The 19,759-nt window shown below is 43.6% G+C and carries 24 protein-coding genes; 5 read left to right on the top strand and 19 right to left on the bottom strand.

What is annotated here, in order from left to right; translation table 11 throughout:
- Positions 1–113 precede the first annotated feature (113 nt).
- The 3 genes from ACFSUO_RS03775 (at position 114) to ACFSUO_RS03765 (ending at position 2,294) form a co-directional block, all read left to right on the top strand.
- Positions 114–1,034, top strand: a complete 921-nt coding sequence (locus ACFSUO_RS03775) for an ABC transporter ATP-binding protein (RefSeq protein ID WP_382391239.1) — start codon at positions 114–116, stop codon at positions 1,032–1,034.
- The gene (locus ACFSUO_RS03770) at positions 1,027–1,977 is read left to right on the top strand and encodes an ABC transporter permease (RefSeq protein ID WP_382391237.1); all 951 of its coding nucleotides are present in this window, start codon (positions 1,027–1,029) and stop codon (positions 1,975–1,977) included. The genes ACFSUO_RS03775 and ACFSUO_RS03770 overlap by 8 nt, the downstream gene beginning before the upstream one ends.
- Positions 1,978–2,117: 140 nt before the next feature.
- The gene (locus tag ACFSUO_RS03765; RefSeq protein WP_382391235.1) at positions 2,118–2,294 is read left to right on the top strand and encodes a hypothetical protein; all 177 of its coding nucleotides are present in this window, start codon (positions 2,118–2,120) and stop codon (positions 2,292–2,294) included.
- 731 nt (positions 2,295–3,025) lie between these two features.
- Here the strand turns inward: ACFSUO_RS03765 and ACFSUO_RS03760 are convergent.
- The 12 genes from ACFSUO_RS03760 to ACFSUO_RS03705 form a co-directional block, all read right to left on the bottom strand.
- Positions 3,026–3,661: a hypothetical protein gene (locus ACFSUO_RS03760; protein WP_382391233.1), complete on the bottom strand. Its 636-nt coding sequence runs from the start codon at positions 3,659–3,661 to the stop codon at positions 3,026–3,028.
- Between the two features lie 314 nt (positions 3,662–3,975).
- Entirely contained in the window at positions 3,976–4,395 is a 420-nt protein-coding gene (gene arsC, locus ACFSUO_RS03755) for an arsenate reductase (thioredoxin) (RefSeq protein WP_382391231.1), read from the bottom strand.
- 196 nt (positions 4,396–4,591) lie between these two features.
- A complete protein-coding gene (locus tag ACFSUO_RS03750; protein ID WP_382391229.1) occupies positions 4,592–5,887 on the bottom strand; it encodes an arsenic transporter in 1,296 nt (431 codons plus the stop codon).
- Positions 5,888–5,951: 64 nt separating this feature from the next.
- Complete coding sequence (locus ACFSUO_RS03745; RefSeq protein WP_382391227.1) at positions 5,952–6,293, bottom strand: ArsR/SmtB family transcription factor; 342 nt, start codon at positions 6,291–6,293, stop codon at positions 5,952–5,954.
- Between the two features lie 68 nt (positions 6,294–6,361).
- A complete protein-coding gene (locus ACFSUO_RS03740) occupies positions 6,362–6,637 on the bottom strand; it encodes a YkvA family protein (protein ID WP_382391225.1) in 276 nt (91 codons plus the stop codon).
- A 172-nt stretch (positions 6,638–6,809) separates the two neighbouring features.
- Positions 6,810–7,523: a trehalose operon repressor gene (treR, locus tag ACFSUO_RS03735; protein WP_382391223.1), complete on the bottom strand. Its 714-nt coding sequence runs from the start codon at positions 7,521–7,523 to the stop codon at positions 6,810–6,812.
- 79 nt (positions 7,524–7,602) lie between these two features.
- The gene (locus ACFSUO_RS03730) at positions 7,603–8,367 is read right to left on the bottom strand and encodes a PTS sugar transporter subunit IIA (RefSeq protein WP_382391221.1); all 765 of its coding nucleotides are present in this window, start codon (positions 8,365–8,367) and stop codon (positions 7,603–7,605) included.
- A gap of 177 nt (positions 8,368–8,544) precedes the next feature.
- Positions 8,545–8,700 carry a hypothetical protein gene (locus ACFSUO_RS03725; RefSeq protein ID WP_382391219.1) on the bottom strand — a complete coding sequence of 52 codons (156 nt, stop codon included), beginning with the start codon at positions 8,698–8,700 and terminating at the stop codon, positions 8,545–8,547.
- A complete protein-coding gene (locus ACFSUO_RS03720) occupies positions 8,676–8,822 on the bottom strand; it encodes a hypothetical protein (RefSeq protein ID WP_382391217.1) in 147 nt (48 codons plus the stop codon). Before ACFSUO_RS03720 ends, ACFSUO_RS03725 begins: the two co-directional genes overlap by 25 nt.
- A 106-nt stretch (positions 8,823–8,928) precedes the next feature.
- Positions 8,929–10,758, bottom strand: a complete 1,830-nt coding sequence (gene typA / locus ACFSUO_RS03715) for a translational GTPase TypA (RefSeq protein WP_382391215.1) — start codon at positions 10,756–10,758, stop codon at positions 8,929–8,931.
- Between the two features lie 60 nt (positions 10,759–10,818).
- Positions 10,819–12,138, bottom strand: a complete 1,320-nt coding sequence (locus ACFSUO_RS03710) for a sensor histidine kinase (protein ID WP_382391213.1) — start codon at positions 12,136–12,138, stop codon at positions 10,819–10,821.
- Positions 12,135–12,830: a response regulator transcription factor gene (locus ACFSUO_RS03705; protein WP_382391211.1), complete on the bottom strand. Its 696-nt coding sequence runs from the start codon at positions 12,828–12,830 to the stop codon at positions 12,135–12,137. The genes ACFSUO_RS03710 and ACFSUO_RS03705 overlap by 4 nt, the downstream gene beginning before the upstream one ends.
- A gap of 208 nt (positions 12,831–13,038) precedes the next feature.
- Here ACFSUO_RS03705 and ACFSUO_RS03700 point away from each other — a divergent pair, with 208 nt between their 5' ends.
- Positions 13,039–14,346 (top strand): S1C family serine protease, encoded by a 1,308-nt coding sequence (locus ACFSUO_RS03700; protein ID WP_382391209.1) that lies wholly within the window; start codon positions 13,039–13,041, stop codon positions 14,344–14,346.
- Positions 14,347–14,556: 210 nt separating this feature from the next.
- Entirely contained in the window at positions 14,557–15,348 is a 792-nt protein-coding gene (locus ACFSUO_RS03695; protein WP_382391207.1) for a zinc ribbon domain-containing protein, read from the top strand.
- 844 nt (positions 15,349–16,192) lie between these two features.
- Here the strand turns inward: ACFSUO_RS03695 and ACFSUO_RS03690 are convergent.
- The 7 genes from ACFSUO_RS03690 to ACFSUO_RS03660 form a co-directional block, all read right to left on the bottom strand.
- A complete protein-coding gene (locus ACFSUO_RS03690) occupies positions 16,193–16,402 on the bottom strand; it encodes a zinc ribbon domain-containing protein (RefSeq protein ID WP_382391205.1) in 210 nt (69 codons plus the stop codon).
- Between the two features lie 94 nt (positions 16,403–16,496).
- Complete coding sequence (locus ACFSUO_RS03685) at positions 16,497–17,159, bottom strand: TraR/DksA C4-type zinc finger protein (RefSeq protein WP_382391203.1); 663 nt, start codon at positions 17,157–17,159, stop codon at positions 16,497–16,499.
- A gap of 68 nt (positions 17,160–17,227) precedes the next feature.
- Complete coding sequence (locus ACFSUO_RS03680) at positions 17,228–17,674, bottom strand: GNAT family N-acetyltransferase (protein WP_382391201.1); 447 nt, start codon at positions 17,672–17,674, stop codon at positions 17,228–17,230.
- Positions 17,674–17,982 carry a hypothetical protein gene (locus tag ACFSUO_RS03675; RefSeq protein WP_382391199.1) on the bottom strand — a complete coding sequence of 103 codons (309 nt, stop codon included), beginning with the start codon at positions 17,980–17,982 and terminating at the stop codon, positions 17,674–17,676. The genes ACFSUO_RS03680 and ACFSUO_RS03675 overlap by 1 nt, the downstream gene beginning before the upstream one ends.
- Complete coding sequence (locus ACFSUO_RS03670; RefSeq protein ID WP_382391197.1) at positions 17,975–18,673, bottom strand: class I SAM-dependent methyltransferase; 699 nt, start codon at positions 18,671–18,673, stop codon at positions 17,975–17,977. The genes ACFSUO_RS03675 and ACFSUO_RS03670 overlap by 8 nt, the downstream gene beginning before the upstream one ends.
- Before the next feature lie 161 nt (positions 18,674–18,834).
- Positions 18,835–19,035, bottom strand: a complete 201-nt coding sequence (locus tag ACFSUO_RS03665; RefSeq protein ID WP_382391195.1) for a cold shock domain-containing protein — start codon at positions 19,033–19,035, stop codon at positions 18,835–18,837.
- A 348-nt stretch (positions 19,036–19,383) separates the two neighbouring features.
- Entirely contained in the window at positions 19,384–19,584 is a 201-nt protein-coding gene (locus tag ACFSUO_RS03660; protein ID WP_176960901.1) for a cold shock domain-containing protein, read from the bottom strand.
- Positions 19,585–19,759: the final 175 nt, after the last annotated feature.

Below are 19,759 nucleotides of genomic sequence, written 5' to 3'. Positions count from 1 at the left end.
GTCCAGCATGTACGGACAGGAATTTTTTTGTTGGGGAATAGTCTTCGAAAAATGAAACTAAATTGCATCTCAATCGTAAGAACAGGAAGTCAGAGGATTGGAGGATGTTATTCATGTCAGAAACAGCTATGGAACTAGTGGATGTAAAGAAAACCATCGGCAAAAAAGAAATTATCACCGGCCTATCTTTCTCCATCCATAAAGGAGAAGTATTCGGATTCATCGGTCCAAACGGTGCCGGGAAGACAACGACGATACGCATGATGGTCGGGCTGATGCAAATCACCAGTGGCGATGTGCAAATACTGGGAAACAGCATTAAGTCGGAATATAAAGATGCTATCAAAGAAGTTGGTGCTATCGTCGAAAACCCCGAAATGCACTCATTCATGACCGGGTGGCAAAACTTAAAGCATTATGCCCGCATGATGCCCAATGTCACCAAAGAACGTATCTCAGAGGTCGTCAAACTTGTCGGGCTGGAAAAGCCTATCAACGAAAAAGTTGGAAAATACTCCTTAGGTATGCGGCAGCGTCTCGGCATCGCACAAGCATTGCTGCATAAGCCGTCCGTCCTTATTCTGGACGAACCTACCAATGGACTGGACCCAGCCGGCATCCGTGAAATCCGGCAATACATACGGGAACTGGCTGAACAGGAAAATGTCGCTATTATCATTTCCAGCCATTTATTGTCGGAAATCGAGCAAATGTGTGATCGTATTGGCCTGATTAAAAATGGCGAAATGATTGCCATACAGGATGTCCGCGCAGCGACTGAACAGACATCAGCAGCAGAGATCCAAATGGAAGTAACACCAATTGATCAGGCAGTGGAAACATTAAAAACGGAATATGACATCGACGCAGCATCATCCGACAATACCTTAACAATAAAGGGTGAGCGAGAGATGATACCAAAAATCATCCAAACATTTGTGAACCACGATATTCAGATATACCAAGTAACCATTACGAAATCAACATTGGAGGATAAATTCTTTGAACTGATTGGAGAGAATACCATTGAGTAATTTTTTTCAGCTATTAGTAAATGAACAAGTTAAGTTATACATACGCAAATCAACCTGGATTATGTACATACTTCTTGCAGTACTCGTTCTCGGACTAGCTTTTCTTGCAAACTTTGCGGCAGAACAGACCGAAAAGTACCAGGATGAAAACTGGAAGCAGACATTACAAGATGAGAACGCTGAAATGAAACAGCAAATGAAAGAGGACGACATGATGGGTGGATTCACCTCATCACAAATCGAAAAAAATAACTTTTACCTTGAGCACGATATTCAGCCGCGCAGCTATGATGCTTGGCAATTCGTGATGGAACACAAATTCTTGCTGTCACTGGTCAGCCTTTTTACAATCATCGTAGCCGCAGGAATCATTGCGAATGAATTTAAATGGGGAACGATTAAGCTCCTTCTTATCCGACCGATTTCACGCACAACGATTCTCGCATCCAAATATGTGTCGGTATTATTGTTTGCGTTGTTTACATTGCTGTTTGTACTTGTTTTTTCCTGGATTGTCGGTGCACTATTTTTTGGAGTAAATGGAGCAGATCCGCACATTGTGTTAAACCAGTCCGGCGAATATGCCCATGTTTCCATTATCAGCCAGATCACGGAAGGTTATGGCCTGCAGCTAATAACGCTGGTAATGATGGCAACACTTGCGTTTATGATTTCTGCTATTTTCCGACAAAGCTCGCTCGCCATTGGAATTGCTATTTTCCTGATGCTTTCCGGCAACGCGATTGTCAGCTTTTTTTCCGAATATAACTGGGCAAAATATATCCTGTTCGCCAACACCAACATGAATCAGTATATCAACGGTTCTCCCTTGTTTGAGGGTATGAGTTTGGGCTTTTCCATTGCCGTTCTGGCGGTATATTATGTCCTATTCATGGCCATTGCATGGGTGTTCTTTACGAAAAGAGATGTCGCGGGGACGTAAGCGGCTTCGCTTCCAAAACCGCGCCAAACATGTTATATATAATGTGAGGCGCGGCTTTCTGGTGGCCCCGGCTTACTATCGTATTATTCTTCCGCACGATCTAAATTTGTTCGGCATACCTGTATACTGAGGTGTTTTTCATGAGGCGGTATTTGACAACGATTTTCTTGATTTTGAGCGGGATTGTTTTAGTGATTGGCCTAAGCATTGATTTGTATTGGAGCGGAATTGCTTCATGGGGGCTGGCATTCATCTTTCTTATATTTGCGACCTATTTTACGAAGTACATACCAAATGAAAAAAAGAACAAAAAATGAGGGATGCCATGACCATGTTCATGCATCCCTTTTTAGAGGTTGTTCAAAAAGTCCGGCTAAAATGACACATCGTACAGAGGATCTTCGCTAAAACCGCTCACGTCAATAGCCAACTGCAGAAGTCACCACTGTTCAATTCAAATAAAGATCTTTGCTTTCAACGTCCGAAAGCCGCATTCTTTCGTTGAAAAAATGCGGCTAATTCAAAAAAAGTTGTTTACTTATGATTCTAAACCAAATAACACAATGAAAATTAGTGACAATAAAGTTGTTGCTTTTATTCAACAATCGCGCCCGTTTGCTTAACAAATTGATATTACTTATTCTTTAAGTTTGGTATGTCTTTTTCTAACCATTTACGAATATATTCTTTATCTTTAATAATCCATGTTGCTAAAATCACTCCAAAAACCGCAGATATACCACAAATCAGTATAAATAATATAGATTTGGAGCACCACAAAAAGGCGAAACAGCAGGAACATGACCTGTCTTTGTAAATAAAAAGGGTTGCTCCGGCAACCCCATTGTTTTAATTACTATCATCTTTGAAAAAAACATCTAGTGTTATTAAAATAATACACCCTATAAGAATAAATATTGAAATTAAAATTGTACTAAGGTCGTCATTCCAGCTTTTAATAATTGTATACACTTGAAAAATGGCTAAAATAACAACAGCTAATTTAAATGGCAATTTTAAGTGTTTAATAATGTTCACCTACTATACATCAAGTACATTGATTTATAACATTACTGATGTTAAAGAAATCAAGAAAAGCATTTAAAGTATCTTTCGGTAATCCTCTAGCCGACTCATTTACAGCTGCTTTCCACGCATCTTTTGTTCTGTAATTCCAGCTTTTATATTTTTTGTAACTTTTATTGATCCTTTTAACAGTTTTAGTCACACCACCAAGGAAATCAATAGCTTTTTTCAATTTTAGTATTTTGGAAAAAGGAAAACCAACTGTTCCTATCATCAACCCTACGGCGGTTATACACCCCCATACTCCAAAAGTTGTTATTGATGATTCATTAAAGGATTGATCAGTTTCTAAATTTACTTCAGCCAAAGATGGAATAAATAAATTTTCACCATCTGTAGTAACTTCCACCCCTGTTTTCTTAGATAACCACTTCGCAACTTTTTCAGGTCCCTGTTTTTCTATACCAGGTGGGAGCTGTTCAATACCATTCAAAAATTTAACAAAATCGCTGTTAGGAGAAAGTAGTTCATTATCTAACTCAGGTTGTGTAACATTTTTATTTGCACTAACAGAAGGTGCCGATATTGAAAATAATAATACAACTGCACAAAATGCTGAAATTACAGCTTTCCAATTACCATTAATTATTTTTTTCATTTACTTTTCCCCCTATAATTTTTAGTCGTTTCATAAGACTATTTCTGTGTATTGGAGGAAAATCCTTCCTATAACCATATGTTCGCAAAATTCAATATGTTTATGCAACATAATGGCCCGTTTGAGGAATATCTTTATTGTCACTGATCAACCACATCCTGTGGAAGCTCGTTGGCTTGTTTCTCCGCTCCTTGGAAAAGAAAACCGCTTTTCCTGCGTGCGAAGCGGTTCAGGGTAGCTTTACTTCTGCTCGAAACTACGCCGCCTTGAAATTCTCGGTCCTTTTTACCCTCCTTTTGAACGTGCAGTTTTAGTTAGTCCTCTTCTTTAAAACGGATAATCCGTTGTTCGATTTCATCCCGTACACGCTGAAAAACCGCCCAGCGTTCTTCGTCATCACCTTCAGCTTTTGCCGGATCATCGAAACCCCAATGGACTTTCTGCACATGCGGTGGAGTCATCGGGCAATTATCACGTGCATCCCCGCACAATGTAACAACGAGATCAGCGCTTTTGAGCACTTCCGGATCAATGGTACTTGATTTCTGATCTGAAATATCAACACCCGCTTCGGCCATTGCTTTGACGGCAAGCGGATTCAATCCATGTGCTTCGATGCCCGCACTTCTAACATCCCATTTGTCACCGAGATGTTTTTTGCCGAATCCTTCTGCCATCTGGCTACGGCATGAATTTCCAGTACACAGAAAATATAAAATTGGTTTTGCAGTCATGGTCATTCTCCTTTGTGAGTAAGAATATTATCTAATAAGTCGCTACTTTTTACGTCTTTTTGAGAGGAGTTAGTCCCTGACTAAGCAGTTGCCATACACGTAGACTCCTGCGGGAAAGCGAAGTATATGGCAAATGCGGTGGTGAGAAAACAACAAAATGTGCAAAAAGAGTCATGGGTAATGATAGGCAAATAGCCTACAACAATAGTGTCAGATATAATCCGATTAGTGTAATAAACAGTGTCGGCACGGTCAGAACGATACCGACTTTGAAGTAATAACCCCACGAGATGTTGACGCCTTTTGTCCGCAAAACGTGCAGCCAGAGCAGTGTAGCCAGCGAGCCTATTGGTGTGATTTTCGGACCAAGGTCACTACCGATAACATTGGCGTAAATGAGTCCTTCCTTCAGTACACCGGTTGCATTCGTATCTGCAATAGCTAACGCATCAATCATCACGGTCGGCATATTATTCATGACGGATGACAGGATAGCGGCCACAAAGCCCATTGTCATTGTTGCAATAAACAATCCTTGGTCAGCCGCTGCGTTAAGAACACCAGCAAGCATATCAGTCAGCCCGACGTTTCGCAGTCCATAGACAACAACGTACATGCCAAGTGAGAAAAACACAATATCCCAAGGAGCACCCTTGATCACTTTCCCAATTTCCACCGCACTGCTCCCGCGACCCAGCAGTAAAAAGACAACGGCAATACTCCCGGCAACGATGGAAACCGGAATGCCTGCAAACTCACTCAAGAAGTAGCCGATCAATAATATTGCAAGTACCAGCCACGACAGCCGGAACATTTTTTCATCTTTGATTGCATCACGCGGTACCTTCAACTGTGTGACGTCATAGCTACGAGGGATATCTTTTCTGAAAAAGAGGTACAGCACCAGAATGCTTGCTGTCAGTGAAAATAAATTTGGAATAATCATACGTGCAGCATACTCCAGAAAACCAATTCCAAAAAAGTCCGCCGAAACGATATTCACGAGGTTGCTGACAACAAACGGCAATGATGTCGTATCAGCGATGAAGCCACTGGCCATAATAAACGGCAAAATAAACGCATCCCGAAAATGGAGAGCCCGAACCATCGCCAAGACAATTGGTGTCAAAATTAGCGCTGCACCGTCGTTGGCAAACAATGCCGCCACAATTGCCCCCAGCACAGAAATATACAAAAACATTTTCAAGCCATTGCCGTCTGCCACCCGTGCCATGTGAAGCGCTGCCCATTCAAAGAAACCAATTTCATCCAGCACGAGCGATATAATGATAATCGCTACAAACGCAAGCGTTGCATTCCAGACGATGTCGGCAACCGCGATAACATCATCAAATGAAACAACGCCAACAGCCAGCGCAATGAGGGCGGCAAAACAGGCAGTATAGCCAATCCCCAAATTTTTTGGCTGCCAGATAATCAGAACAAGTGTCGCCAGAAAAATAATGATTGCTGATATGGTTTGTAAGTCCAATTATGTTCCCCCCATGCTGTTTTAACAGAGATTGCTCAAAAAGTACCTTCCTTTTGAACACGCACTAACAGTGATTTTTACTTTTTGCGTCATCCATTTTTTCGATAAGGGCATCCCGCTCCTGAATGCAATCCAGTATCCGTTCGACGAGTGGGAAAACGTCTGCTTCCCTGTTCAATGTATAGTAAATCCATTGCCCCTGCCTGTCTTCCAGTACCACCCCGGCATCGCGCAATTTCCGCAAGTGCTGACTGATTGATGGCTGCGACATTTCCATAGCTTCTACAAGCTCACATACACAGCATTGCTTATGCTGAAGAAGCAGCACCATTGACAAACGAGTACGATCACCGAGCAACTTCAAAACGGGCACAGCCGCTCTTACATCCACTCCAGCCTTTTCCATATAACCCCTCATTTCAGCATATAATTACATGCTTATATGATTATATATAAAGAATAATTTGCACGCAATCATTTAAATTGATATTTTTCCTTCAATTCGTCCGGCGCCGCTTGGACCATCCGCTGCAGTAGAAAGGCAGCGACGGTTATGTCATCAAAAATCCCCAGCACGTAGAAAAAGTCCGGAATAAGATCAAACGGGAACAGGCCATACCCAATAATCAGGAACACATAAATAAATTTCTTCGTCCCTTTCACTTTCCTCGAAAGAAAAAAGTCCTTCAAAAAAGGAATGGATTTATGAAACTTCAACAAAAACCGGATCCGTTTTAACATTTTTCGCATATACCGACACCTTCCACCGTAAATTCCACTTTAACAACGACAATAGAAGCATAACATATACGCAACTTGTTTTCGTTCGTGAACTCCCTAAAAACACCAAAAGGCTTCTCACCAATTCTATAGTGAGAAGCCTTCTCCTAACCAGCCGCCCTTCCAATCAATCCAGCAGTTCTCAATTTTTCAGCCGGCGAGCAAAATCGGTAAATCGGAATTTGTCCGGGCGATGCCGTGATTCGGTATACTGAAACAGCCTTGCGTCGTCCAAATAAACATAACTTTTAATTACAACGATCGTTGAATGACCTTCCAGATCCAATAACGTCTGGTCTTCGTCAGTTGGGCTCTCCACCATTATTTCTTTTCTCGCAAAACTAATCCGCAGCATCAATTCATTTTCAAGGTAATGATAAATGGAATCTTCACATATTTCCTTTGTTAATGCCGGAACGATATCCTGATTCAAATAGTCTTTATCCAGAATAATTCGTTCACCGGAGATCTCTCGGACGCGAACCACTTTCCAAATCGGGTCACGGAGCTCTACCTGCAATTTCGATTGAAGCTCATCATCCGCCTCCATAATCGCCAATTCATTCACGACTGTTTTAGCGGATATATTTAGCTTTTGCTCCATTTCCTTGAAACTGGCAATACCGGACACGGGAAAGTCAAATTTATCCACATCGATGATAACGGATCCCTTGCCGCGAATTTTCTGGATATACCCTTCCTGCGCCAGCAAGTTTAATGCTTTTCGGATTGTCTCACGGGATGTCGTATACATTTGTGTAAGTTCATGCTCTGATGGCAGCATGGATGATTCCGGCCATTGTTTTGTTTCTATCTTGTTCACAAGATCGTAATAAATGGTTAAATATTTTTGCATAGACAAACCCCATTATTTCACATAGTACACAACCGCTTCGTAAGGTCTTAACACGAGCTGATCAACCGCTTTATCGGAATCAGGATAGTTCGACAGCAGTTTCATTAACCATCGCGGCATACACTTTATCAACGGTACCTTGGCCGATAACGACCTGGAACTGGCCATTTGCCATAAAGGAACCCTTCACAATATCGAGGTTTTCCAATTTTGAATTGTTAATTTTACCTTCATCGTTTAAAGCAAAGCGAAGTCTTGTCACACAATGGGTCGCGACGCTAATATTATCTTCACCACCAAGTGCAGCAACGATCGCCCCCGCTTCTTCACTATATTCACCGGCGGATGCGGCAGGTGTTTCACTCTCAACCTCAGCCTTCACATTTGTTTTTAGAAGCGCAGATTTACCGGCTTCTACCTCCCCATCATCCGTTTTCTCCAATGCATCCAAGTCATCACCATTTGTAATGATCACCGGTGTAATGACTCCTTTTGCCTTCTTGCGGACGAGATCCACATCAAATGTTATTAGCGGATCCCCAGCTTTGACGTAATCACCTTGTCCCACATAGGCTTCAAACCCTTCGCCATCCATGTTCACCGTGTCCAAGCCAATGTGTATTAAAACTTCAATTCCTGCATCCCCACGAATACCGACTGCATGTTTCGTCGGGAAAATTTGCACTACTTCCCCGTTTAACGGAGCAACAACATTTCCTTCGCTTGGTTCTATCGCCAGACCATCCCCCATCATTTTTTGCGAGAATGTGGGATCCGGTACATCTTCAAGTTTTTTCACCTGACCGCTGACCGGTGCAAGTATTGTTTCTTGTTTATTTGCCACAGGATAACCTCCTATTTTCACTGTTAAATCCACTTGTATAGACAAGAACCACAGAAAAGTATAACTTGTATGTACAGGCCCTTGCAAGGGTTTTCATGCTGGAAAAATTAGTTTTCGAATCCAAACATATAAAAAACTGCTTTGTCTTAATTTGTGCAAAGCAATTTTTTTCATTAATTAAATTGATTGTGCTGTTGATAGTTGCTGTCGGTGGGATGATGTTTCCTCTTTCGGGATGACTTGTGCCGCCAAGCGTTGATTGTCGCTGTCCTCCGGTTGATTCTTGCCCCATAACGGTTGATATTTCCCTACTCCGGTTGATTCTTGCTCCATAACGGTCGATATTTCCCTACTCCGGTTGATTCTTGCCGCATTCCGGTTGATATTTCCCTACCCCGGTTGATTCTTGCCGCATTCCGGTTGATAACGTGCCCGCTCAGGTTGATATTCCACACGAACCGGTTGATATCCTCGCTTCACCGGTCGATCTGCCTCTCCCCATAAATAAAAAAACCCCGGCAGAAGTTCACATAAAACTTCTGCCGGGTACCTCAAATCATTTTATCCTAATTTCGATTTTTTCGCTGCTTTTTCACGTCCGCTTTTATCCAAAATTTTCTTGCGGAGACGGATGGATTCCGGTGTTACTTCGCAATACTCGTCTTCGTTCAGATATTCCAGTGCTTCCTCCAGTGACAGTTCTCGTGTCTTCCGGATGGTTGCCGTCTGATCCTTCGTTGCCGAGCGAACGTTTGTCAGATGCTTTTCTTTTGTGACGTTGACGGTCAAATCATTTTCACGGTTGTGCTCTCCAACAATCATGCCGGCATAAATATCTGTTCCTGGTTCGACAAATATAACGCCGCGATCCTCAAGCTGCATAATGCCATAGGTAGTTGCTTTGCCGTCTTCAAGACTGACAAGCACACCTTCTCGGCGGCCGCCAACCTGGCCTTTAGCAATCGGCTCGTAACCATCAAACGAGTGGTTTAATATGCCATAGCCGCGTGTCTGGGACATGAATTCAGTCGCATAACCGATCAGGCCGCGTGATGGCACTCGGAATTCCAGACGAACCTGGCCATTGCCCTGGTTGACCATATCAAGCATTTCACCTTTGCGTGCACCGAGGGCCTCCATCACTGGACCTGTATAATCTTCCGGTACATCCACTTGCACGTGTTCAACCGGTTCGCATTTCTGTCCGTCGATTTCTTTGATAATGACCTGAGGTTTTGATAATTGCAGTTCAAAACCTTCACGACGCATGTTTTCAATCAAAATAGACAGGTGCAATTCACCGCGTCCGGAAACCGTCCAGGCATCAGGTGATTCCGTCTGCTCTACCCGCAGACTGACGTCAGTTTCCAATTGCTTCATTAACCGTTCTTCAATTTGACGTGACGTAATATAGCTGCCTTCCCGGCCGGCAAATGGGCTGTTATTCGTAACAAACGTCATTTGCAGTGTCGGTTCGTCAATACGCAGCCACGGCAGTCCTTCCGGGTGATCTTGCGGGCAAATGGTTTCCCCGACATTAATATCATCCATCCCTGAGATGGCAACAATATCCCCGGCCGCTGCTTCTTTAATCTCCGTTCGTTTCAAGCCGATAAATCCGAATAATTTGCTGATACGGAATGACTTTTGTGTTCCATCTTTCTTCAGGACCACTACTTGCTGGCCGACACTGATTTTTCCGCGGACGACCCGCCCGATGCCAATCCGGCCTACATAATCATTGTAGTCCAGCAATGTAACCTGAAATTGCAGCGGTTCATCGGAGGTATCAGCCGGTGCTGGTATATGATCCATAATCTCTGTGAAAACAGGATCCATCGTTTCTTCTTGCTCTTCCGGTTCATCACCGGATGTTCCGTTCAATGCCGAGGCATATTTCACTGGAAATTCCAGTTGCTCATCATCCGCTCCGAGTTCAATAAATAAATCCAGCACTTCATCAATGACCTCGTTCGGACGGGCATTTGGACGATCTATTTTATTAAGCACCACAATTGGTGTCAGTTTCTGATCGAGTGCTTTTTTCAAAACAAAACGGGTCTGCGGCATACAGCCTTCGTAAGCGTCAACCACCAGCAGTACACCATCGACCATTTTCATGATGCGTTCCACTTCTCCGCCAAAGTCAGCGTGGCCCGGTGTATCAAGGATATTGATGGTTGTATCATTATAGCGGATTGCCGTATTTTTGGACAAAATCGTAATGCCCCGCTCCCGTTCAATATCGTCCGAGTCCATAGCACGTTCATCCACTTGTTCATGTTCATGAAATGTCCCCGAATATTTCAGCATCTGATCAACAAGTGTTGTCTTGCCATGGTCAACGTGGGCGATAATAGCGATGTTGCGGATATCTTCTCTTAATTGCATAACGTACGCTCCTCTATTCGTTAAGGATTACTCAAAACTATCCTATTGTATCATAATTATTCACTTAGGCAAAATGACAATAAACTTGGCTCCGCCGAGATCCGAGTCACGCACCATTATTTTCCCGCCGGACTGCTCAATAATGGCCCGGGCAATGGCTAATCCTAGGCCAGTCTCTCCAGTTTTACCTTTCACAAACCGGTGAAAAATATGCGGAACCAGCTCCTTAGAAATCCCTTCCCCATCATCCTCAATAGTAATCTTATCCTCTGTTACGGTTATATCCACCCGGGAATGGGCGTGCCGGATGGCATTGAACGTCAGATTGAGCAGTGCCTGCAAAAACTTCTCTGCATCAGCCGTAAATTGCACTTGGTTATCCACTTCCGGTTGCAATTTCACCCCATTGTCGTTTACGATCGGCAAAGCCCTATCCAACACTTGATCAATCAGCTCAGAGGCCTGTATTTTCTCCGGATGATAGGTTGATCGGTCACTATCCAGTTTCGCCAAAAGAATCATTTCATTAATAATTTTTTTGAGCCGTTCTACTTCTGTTACCATCATTTCCAGCCCTTTTTCCTGATCGGCCTCATCAAAGACTTTGTCCCGGATCCCTTCCGCATAGCCCTGAATCGTCATCAGCGGTGTTTTCAGCTCATGACTGGCATTCTGAAAAAAGGCCTGCTGTGATTGCATGTACCGTTCAAGTTCAGCGGCCATATCGTATACGCTCTGCTCCACTTCCTTAATTTCCCCTGTTGCCTTAATTGGCTCCAGTTCATTAAACTTGCGCTTTTCAATTTTCTTTAGCTGTTTTTTCAATTTTGTCAGCGGGGTGACTAGCTTTTTGGTTAAAAAGTAGCTGAGCAGCACTGCCGCAATGGTACCGATAAGAAACACGATGACCAGCCGTCTGAAAAAATCTTGCTGAATGGCTTGCAAATCGTTGAGTGGCGTCAATAAAATCAGTTCAAGGCCTGTACTTTCCGGGTAAAACAAAATCCGTGATGTCACAAATTTGCTGCTGCCTGCTTCCCATAAATTTCCCTGATTATCCGCAAAATACTGATTCGAGGAGAACCCTTGCACGTAATGGTCCGGCATGGTTGAAAAGAGCACCCTGTCCTGCCTGCGGTCATAAAGGAAAAGCTGCAGATCCTGCTGCTGCAGAAAATCACGAAACCCCTGAATACTCTCCTGTGACCTGTACTGTTCATTCAGCACTTCAACAAGCAGTTCACCCTTTTGTTTTAATTCGGCACGTTCATCCTCTATCAGCATGTCGAGAATCATGGAATAAATGACAAACCCAGCAGCTGTAAGGATAACCAGTAAAAGGGTCGTAAATGCCAGATTCAGCTGTGATTGCAGTTTCATTGCTCAACCTCGTCACTGCGCATCCGGTACCCATAGCCCCAGACAGTCTCAAGGGGAACAGCCGTCAATTTTTTGCGGATTCGTTTGACAAGATCATCAACGGCACGGTCACTGCCAAAGTAATCTTCGCCCCAGACCTTTACCAAAAGTTCCTCCCGGGAGAAAGCCCTATTTGTGTTCGCTGCCAGCAAATATAATAAATCAAATTCCTTTGTCGTGACATCCTGCTCCACACCATGCCAGAAGATTCGACGTTCGCCCTGATGGATCAGGAGATTACCGGCTTTCAGTTTATCACCTGCATCTGTAGTTTCACCGTCTTTCACATTCGCACGCTTAAACACACGTTTAACCCGGGCAACCAATTCCCTTGGGCTGAATGGCTTGGTCAAGTAGTCATCACCGCCCAGCTCCAGTCCAAGAATTTTATCAAATTCTTCATCTTTCGCCGAAATGATAATAATTGGAACGTCATCCGTTTCCTGGCGTATTTTTTTACAAAATTCATAGCCATCCATGCCAGGAAGCATAATATCAAGTATCCACATGTCAGGCGGCTGGGTCTCCCAAAGCTCCCATGCTTGTTCAGCGGATTCCATTACGGTTATCTCAAAACCTTCTTTCTTCAAATAGGCGGAAACAATGTTCTGGATATTTGTATCGTCTTCCACAACACCAATATGATTCGTCATAGACAGGCCCTCCATCTATTGCGTTCTTATGATTATTTTTACATAATATTGGGTAGGTGAACAGTGAAACGTGCATGTTCAAAAAGGAGGATGGACAACCACTAAAAAGCAATTTACACATTTCTGCCATTATAATGCCAAATTCATACCAAATGTACACCCTATCATTGCTATTGCAATAATCTTTAACATGCGAGGTGATGAATTCATGGAACGGAACGATAATCAGAATGAATTCAATGAACATAACCATGACGGACAGTCTGAAAACAATTCAACTAACCGGGAAACAGAAGGAGGCATTGCCCAAACAGCGAGACAGAAAACATCTCAGCATTCTGAAGCTCCGAGGAAGAAAAATAGCAAGGGAAAATTCGCCAGTGCACTGGTTGGGGCAGTGGTATCAGCAGTGGTTGTTACAATGCTGTTTACAACGAATATCCTTCCAGTTAACGGTGACGACGGCAGCAGCTCTTCATCCGCTTCAGCGGAAAACGGCGATTCAGGAACACCAGATATCGCTGAGACGATAACATCCGGTGACGCAGATGTTGCAGGCAACATGCAGGAAGCCACCAAAGCAGTCGTTGGTGTCGTACGAATGCAGCAGCGGAGCATCTGGGAACAGAGTGAAAAATCCGGCGCTGGTTCCGGCATCATTTATAAAAAAGAAGACGGCAATGCCTATGTCGTAACGAACCACCATGTTGTTAAAGGTGCAAAAGAAGTAGAAATTGTTATGAATAATGATGAGCGCCTGAAAGCGGAAGTGCTCGGCTCCGACCGGTTAACCGATTTGGCAGTACTTCGGGTTGACGGCAGTAAAGTCGATACCGTTGCAAAACTTGGCTCTTCAGATGATCTGCAGGTTGGTGATACGGCCATTGCAATCGGCAACCCGCTGGGGATGAATTTTGCCAACTCGGTAACGAAGGGCATTATCAGTGGCTTGGAACGTTCCATAAGTGTGGATACCAATGGTGACAGACGACCGGATTGGATAACCGAAGTAATTCAGACAGATGCAGCCATAAACCCTGGAAACAGCGGTGGTGCACTCATTAACGCCGACGGGGAAGTCGTAGGGATAAACTCCATGAAAATAGCCCGCCGCGAAGTTGAAGGTATTGGCTTTGCTATCCCAATCGACTCCGCGCTTCCTGTCATCAAACAGCTCGCAAATGATGGCAAAGTGGCACGCCCTTACATCGGAATCAGTACAGCATCCGTCAGCCAGGTTCCACCGCAATACCGTGACCAGGTTCAGCTGCCGGAAGATGTGGAAGGCGGAATGGTCATCGCACAGGTTGAACCCGGATCACCTGCGGACAATGCCAGCCTGCAGCAATTTGACGTCATTACAAAAATCAATGGCAACAAAGTCAAAACACTGCTCGACTTGCGAAAATTCATGTACAGTGAAACGAAAGTCGGTGACACCGTTGAACTGGAAATTTACCGTAACGGCAAGCCGCAAACCATTTCACTGGAACTTGTAGAACGAGAAGAATCATAAAGTAAAACTTCATTCAGTTGGGGTTTTACAGCCCGTTAATGCGTGATAAAACATCCGGATGACAGACTTGCAGCTATAAGCTGCAAGTCATTTTTATTTAACCCTCCCAGACACGCAGATTTTTCTCCTTCACTCTTAAACATGTTATAGTATGACACAGGAAGTACTATAGCACTTTTAATAAAACAACGGAAAAGGAAGTGAAATCACATGCATTGTCCTTCATGCGGCCAGGAATCGGCGGAGGGGAAATTCTGTACTAATTGCGGATCACAGCTGATTCCGGGAACTGCACACAAAAGTGAAACGGATTCGGAAAGCAGCGAAACAGCAGAACCAGCCGACGGTTCTCTAGTCAGTCATGACAAAGAAACAGACAGTGACACAGCCGAAAAACTGAAAACAATCGGGGCAAATTTCAGTCACTTTTGCAGCACCCTTTTTAAGAACCCGAGTATCGCCAAAAAAGCAAACCACACCGATGTCAGTTCCAGCATTATCGTTATCATTTTATTCGCGTTACTGGTTGCATTAAGCTATCATTTCGTTATCCAGTCCATTTCAGCAGGCTTTTTCATGAATGTATCGCTAATCGACAGCCTCCTCCTGCCTTTTATCGTTTTCATCCTATTACAAATTCTCATGGCAGGGCTGACATTTGCCGGAACAAAACTTGCTGCTCAGGCTGTCACGTTTCCGGATGTGCTTGCTAAATATGGGGCGTATTTGGTGCCGTTCGCCTTACTGTATGCCATTGCCATCGTCTTTTCACTGATTGGCCTGTCTGTATTGGCGGGGCTGCTCATTTTCATTAGCATACTGGGAATTTTGATGAATGCACCGACCTTTATTCTGATGGAACAGTCACCGGAAGGACTCGATCGAATTTATATCCTGCTCGGGTTATATATGCTGGCAATACTAGCGTTTGGGGTTTTCGCACAAGCATTTGCGGAGTCGCTTATCGGGAACATAATGGGATCAATGTTTCAAGGGTATTAACCAATTGAACAAGAGTGTCACATGCCAACAAACAGCATGAAAGCATGAGAATTTGTCTCTCAAGATCTTTTCCAGTGACTTTGGGAGGCTTTTTGGTTTCGAGAGGCCTTCTCAAGACCCTTCCCAGTGATTTTGAGAGGCCTTTTGGTCTCGAGAAGTCTTCTCAAGACCCTTTCCAGTGACTTTGAGAGGCTTTTTGGTTTCGAGAGGCCTTCTCAAGACCTTTTCCAGTGATTTTCAGAGGCTTTTTGGCTTCGAGAGGCCTTCTCGAAACCTTTTTCCAGTGACTTTGAGAGGCTTTTTGGTTTCGAGAACCCTTCTCGAGACCTTTTCCAGTGACTTTGAGAGGCTTTTGGTTTTGAGAAGTCTTCTCAAGACCCTTTCCAGTGACTTTGAGAGGCTTTTTGGTTTCGAGAGGCCTTCTCGAGACCTTTTCCAGTGATTTTCAGAGGCTTTTTGGTCTCGAGAGGCCTTCTCAAGACCCTTTCCAGTGATTTTCAGAGGCTTTTTGGCTTCGAGAGCCTTTCTCGAGACCTTTGCCAGTGATTTTGAGAGGCCTTTTGGTTTCGAGAACCCTTCTCGAGACCTTTTCCAGTGATTTTCAGAGGCTTTTTGGTCTCGAGAGCCTTTCTCAAGACCTTTTCCAGTGATTTTCAGAGGCTTTTTGGTCTCGAGAACCCTTCTCGAGACCTTTTCCAGTGATTTTCAGAGGCTTTTGGTTTCGAGAGGCCTTCTCAAGACCTTTGCCAATGACTAGGAGGGGTAGTTTGGACGATAGAAGCTTTTTCAACCAAAAAACGCTTGGTCCACAATAGCCAACCAAGCGTTTTTCTGATATGTTATTTCACCCGAAGAAAAAGTCAAAAATATTACTTCCGGCCGAGCTTTTCTTATTGTAAAACTCAGAGTAGCCACAGTTCTTGCATGAGACGACAAGGAACTGGTTGTTTTGCACATCAAACATTTTGGATAGGCCTGTCCCTGACATGGCCACTTCTTTCTGTTCGGCATCCGTGCTTCCACATTTAACACAGCCACGATTATTATCTTCCATAATTATCACCTCTTAGGATACTGTACGGATTACAAAGCTATCAGGTTCCATCCGTGCCGCATCTCTTGCAAAAAACATGCTAAATTCCATCCTTTTATTCCTCTTCATACTGCTGATGATTCGGGGCTGGTCCTGTGAATTTCCCTTCCTGATCGGCTGCCAGAAAGCTTTCTTCATCCGTAACACTTCCAACATGTTCATCACTGTTGACATACATTTCATTATAATGCTCTTGGTCACCATACAAATCAGACGGGGTTTCTGAAGTGCCATACCGGCTCACATCCTGCCATGCGTCTTCAGCATCATAAGCTGTTTGCTCTTCAGGAGTCACTTCATCTGGATTAATGTTCGGACTGAATACACCTTCTTCTATTGGCCGATCATTCATCAGATGATCGTTCTCCGCATGCTCAAAACAACGATCTGCTGTCGGCATTGCCTCCAGCCGCTCAAATGGAATATCCTCACCACATTCTCTGCAAATGCCGTATGTCCCATCTTCAATGGCATGGAGTGCTGCATTTATTTCCTTCAATTCCTGCTCCGCATGTTCGTTGAGAGCAACATCTTTTTGCCGCTCAAACAGCTCAGTCCCCGCGTCGCCCGGATGGTTATCATAATTGGACAATTCGTCCATTGATTGTTTCGTCAGTTCAAGGGAAGTTCCAAAATGCCCCTGTACTTGGTCGATTAGCTCATTCTGCCGTTCCAATAAAGCGTTTTTGCATTGTGCGAGCTGATCTTTTGTCATCATAGCCGTCAGCCTCCATTCAAAAAATGAATCGCTAACCATACTATGTGTCAATGCTAATGAATGATACGTTATCCGCGCTCCCAAATCATGTCAATATGGGGAATTCCATCCTCTAGATAAGACTCGGATATCTTTTTAAATCCAAGTTCTGTATAAAACCGCTCTAAATATTCCTGACCCTGGATTTTAATGCGAGGCTCAGCCAGAACCGTGGCCGTGTAGTCTATCGCCTTTCGCATTATTTCCTGGCCATACCCACAGCCACGGAATGTTGGATTAACGACAACTCTGCCAATCGATGCCTCCGAATATTTCGTCCCCGCTGGCACAATACGGACGTTGGCTGCAATCTCGTTATTCACTTTCAAAAAATAATGAACGGACGCCTGGTCATAGTCATCCAGCTCCGGATACGGGCAATCTTGTTCCACCACGAACACTTCCACCCGCAATTTCAAAATCGCATACAGTTCTTCATTCGATAATTCGCCAAACGTTTTTATGTACCATTCCATCATCCGTTCGCCCCTTTGCGTCTGTCGATTTGTTCCTGCACCGCAAATGCGAGATCGTCGTTGCCAAATGCCTGCAATACCTGAATTACTGTTTCATCAGGTATTTCATCTGACTCCTGTTTCGTGACGGTTAATTCCAGCGCTACCTGCAACGCCTCATTCTCCCTTTGACCGGGGTAGGCACGTTCATATAACGCTTTTGGATCAAGGTCATGATTGATGCACCACTGTGCATAAACGAGAATCATCATTTTTTCATCCTGCTGGTAACGTTCAATAATCTGCTTATCTTTTTCACTTTCAGCCATTGCCTTTCCCTGCCCTTCGCAGCATGAACACCCACATGAATGTTAACGCTTGTTTAAGCTCTTCAGGCAGCCCTTTCAGATGATCTGCTGCAACATTTTCTTTGTATACGCCAAACCCATCATCATAGGTGAATCCATATTCAGAAGCAAGCTGACGAAACTCCCACGGCATCATGGTATTGCAAATTGACGGTTGACCATGAAGACGAGGATAACTGTTTTTCCGCGGGCCTGCCGTCGGTCCGAGAATTCCCGCAAACAAGACCCCATCATTTTTCAGCACTCGGGAAAACTCTTGCAGTGCATCGTTCGGTGATTCGGTCCATTCCAAAACATTAATCGCCATCAATCCGTCCGCACTACTGGATGGAGCTGGAAGATCACAGGCATCCCCCTGCAAAAATTCAATCCCAGTGTACTGAAGTCCTTCTCGCGCCCGGCGGATCATTTCACCTGACAAGTCGATGCCGGTTACATCGTATCCGCTTTGATGCAGTTTATACGAGCCATAGCCATCGGCACAGCCAATATCTAATATACTGCTGCCTTTTTTCAAATGGTGATCAATAAACGGGATAATGTCTTTTCTGCTGCCGTTATTCCACATGTTCCTGCTTCGTTCGTTCCAAAAGTCCACACGTTCATCCCATTGCGCTTCAGCTTCCCGGTGCCAGCGAAATGATTGACCCATGAAATCCCCCCATTTCAGGTTTTTCTGATGTACCGCATCTAAACCCGCATATATAGTTTCAGCATATGAAAAAAGGTTTATCTCACGCGTGAGATAAACCTTTTTTAAGGAAAACATCTATAGTGGGCGTCCGATAAGCCATTGCTTAAAGACGCACCTTATTATAGACGAGTTACGTTAGCTGCTTGTGGGCCACGATTTCCTTCAACGATTTCGAATTCAACGTTTTCGCCATCTTCAAGAGTCTTGAAGCCTTCTGCGTTGATTGCAGAGAAATGTACGAATACATCGTCTCCTTCTTCACGCTCGATAAAACCGAAACCTTTTTCTGCGTTAAACCATTTTACTGTACCGTTCAACATAGTAAACGACCTCCTTAAACAATATGATGCGCAAAGTAATTGAACCATAGATACTTTTACACCACTTGTAAAAGAGATCGTAAAGTATTACTAATTTCAATTTCATTTGCTAACGCTAAGTATACGTTATTATATAAAAAATTGCAACCCCTGAGCTCAAGTAGTATTTATTCATACTGAGCCGTCTCCAATACACACAATATCACAGTACGATGACAGAGGATGAAATTTATTTTCCCAACAATGACGTAAAGGATTGACTTCAATGATCTAAATATGACACGCAATCTTTCCTAAATAAAAAAAGCTTACCTCACAAAGAGATAAACCTTTTTATATCATAATCGATTATGCAACTGTAACATTAGCCGCTTGTGGTCCGCGGTTGCCTTCAACGATTTCGAATTCAACGTTTTGACCATCTTCAAGCGTTTTGAAGCCTTCCTGGTTGATTGCTGAGAAGTGAACGAATACGTCGTCTCCCTCTTCGCGCTCAATGAAACCAAAGCCTTTTTCAGCGTTGAACCATTTTACTGTACCAGTCATCATATTAAACGACCTCCTTATACAAATATGTGCAAAGTAATTGAACCATAAGCACTTTTACACCACTTGTTAAAGGGATCGTAAAGTATTACTCATTTCAATGTCATTTGCTAATACTTAGTATACGCAATTATTCAGAGAAATGCAAGGTTTAACTTGATTTTATTTTTAAAAACGT

It is taken from the genome of Lentibacillus juripiscarius (assembly GCF_042685205.1).
GTDB lineage: Bacteria > Bacillota > Bacilli > Bacillales > Amphibacillaceae > Lentibacillus > Lentibacillus juripiscarius.
Note: the sequence above shows the minus strand (reverse complement) of the source record. Positions and strands in the feature narration are given on the sequence as shown.

Excerpts from the sequence above, each read along its gene's own strand:
- ACFSUO_RS03775 (WP_382391239.1), top strand. The coding sequence starts at position 114 with ATGTCAGAAACAGCTATGGAACTAGTGGATGTAAAGAAAACCATCGGC.
- ACFSUO_RS03765 (WP_382391235.1), top strand. The coding sequence starts at position 2,118 with ATGAGGCGGTATTTGACAACGATTTTCTTGATTTTGAGCGGGATTGTT.
- ACFSUO_RS03760 (WP_382391233.1), bottom strand. The coding sequence starts at position 3,661 with ATGAAAAAAATAATTAATGGTAATTGGAAAGCTGTAATTTCAGCATTT.
- arsC (WP_382391231.1), bottom strand. The coding sequence starts at position 4,395 with ATGACTGCAAAACCAATTTTATATTTTCTGTGTACTGGAAATTCATGC.
- ACFSUO_RS03745 (WP_382391227.1), bottom strand. The coding sequence starts at position 6,293 with ATGGAAAAGGCTGGAGTGGATGTAAGAGCGGCTGTGCCCGTTTTGAAG.
- ACFSUO_RS03740 (WP_382391225.1), bottom strand. The coding sequence starts at position 6,637 with ATGCGAAAAATGTTAAAACGGATCCGGTTTTTGTTGAAGTTTCATAAA.
- treR (WP_382391223.1), bottom strand. The coding sequence starts at position 7,523 with ATGCAAAAATATTTAACCATTTATTACGATCTTGTGAACAAGATAGAA.
- ACFSUO_RS03725 (WP_382391219.1), bottom strand. The coding sequence starts at position 8,700 with ATGGAGCAAGAATCAACCGGAGTAGGGAAATATCAACCGTTATGGGGC.
- typA (WP_382391215.1), bottom strand. The coding sequence starts at position 10,758 with ATGCAATTAAGAGAAGATATCCGCAACATCGCTATTATCGCCCACGTT.
- ACFSUO_RS03710 (WP_382391213.1), bottom strand. The coding sequence starts at position 12,138 with ATGAAACTGCAATCACAGCTGAATCTGGCATTTACGACCCTTTTACTG.
- ACFSUO_RS03705 (WP_382391211.1), bottom strand. The coding sequence starts at position 12,830 with ATGACGAATCATATTGGTGTTGTGGAAGACGATACAAATATCCAGAAC.
- ACFSUO_RS03700 (WP_382391209.1), top strand. The coding sequence starts at position 13,039 with ATGGAACGGAACGATAATCAGAATGAATTCAATGAACATAACCATGAC.
- ACFSUO_RS03695 (WP_382391207.1), top strand. The coding sequence starts at position 14,557 with ATGCATTGTCCTTCATGCGGCCAGGAATCGGCGGAGGGGAAATTCTGT.
- ACFSUO_RS03690 (WP_382391205.1), bottom strand. The coding sequence starts at position 16,402 with ATGGAAGATAATAATCGTGGCTGTGTTAAATGTGGAAGCACGGATGCC.
- ACFSUO_RS03685 (WP_382391203.1), bottom strand. The coding sequence starts at position 17,159 with ATGATGACAAAAGATCAGCTCGCACAATGCAAAAACGCTTTATTGGAA.
- ACFSUO_RS03680 (WP_382391201.1), bottom strand. The coding sequence starts at position 17,674 with ATGGAATGGTACATAAAAACGTTTGGCGAATTATCGAATGAAGAACTG.
- ACFSUO_RS03675 (WP_382391199.1), bottom strand. The coding sequence starts at position 17,982 with ATGGCTGAAAGTGAAAAAGATAAGCAGATTATTGAACGTTACCAGCAG.
- ACFSUO_RS03670 (WP_382391197.1), bottom strand. The coding sequence starts at position 18,673 with ATGGGTCAATCATTTCGCTGGCACCGGGAAGCTGAAGCGCAATGGGAT.
- ACFSUO_RS03665 (WP_382391195.1), bottom strand. The coding sequence starts at position 19,035 with ATGTTGAACGGTACAGTAAAATGGTTTAACGCAGAAAAAGGTTTCGGT.
- ACFSUO_RS03660 (WP_176960901.1), bottom strand. The coding sequence starts at position 19,584 with ATGATGACTGGTACAGTAAAATGGTTCAACGCTGAAAAAGGCTTTGGT.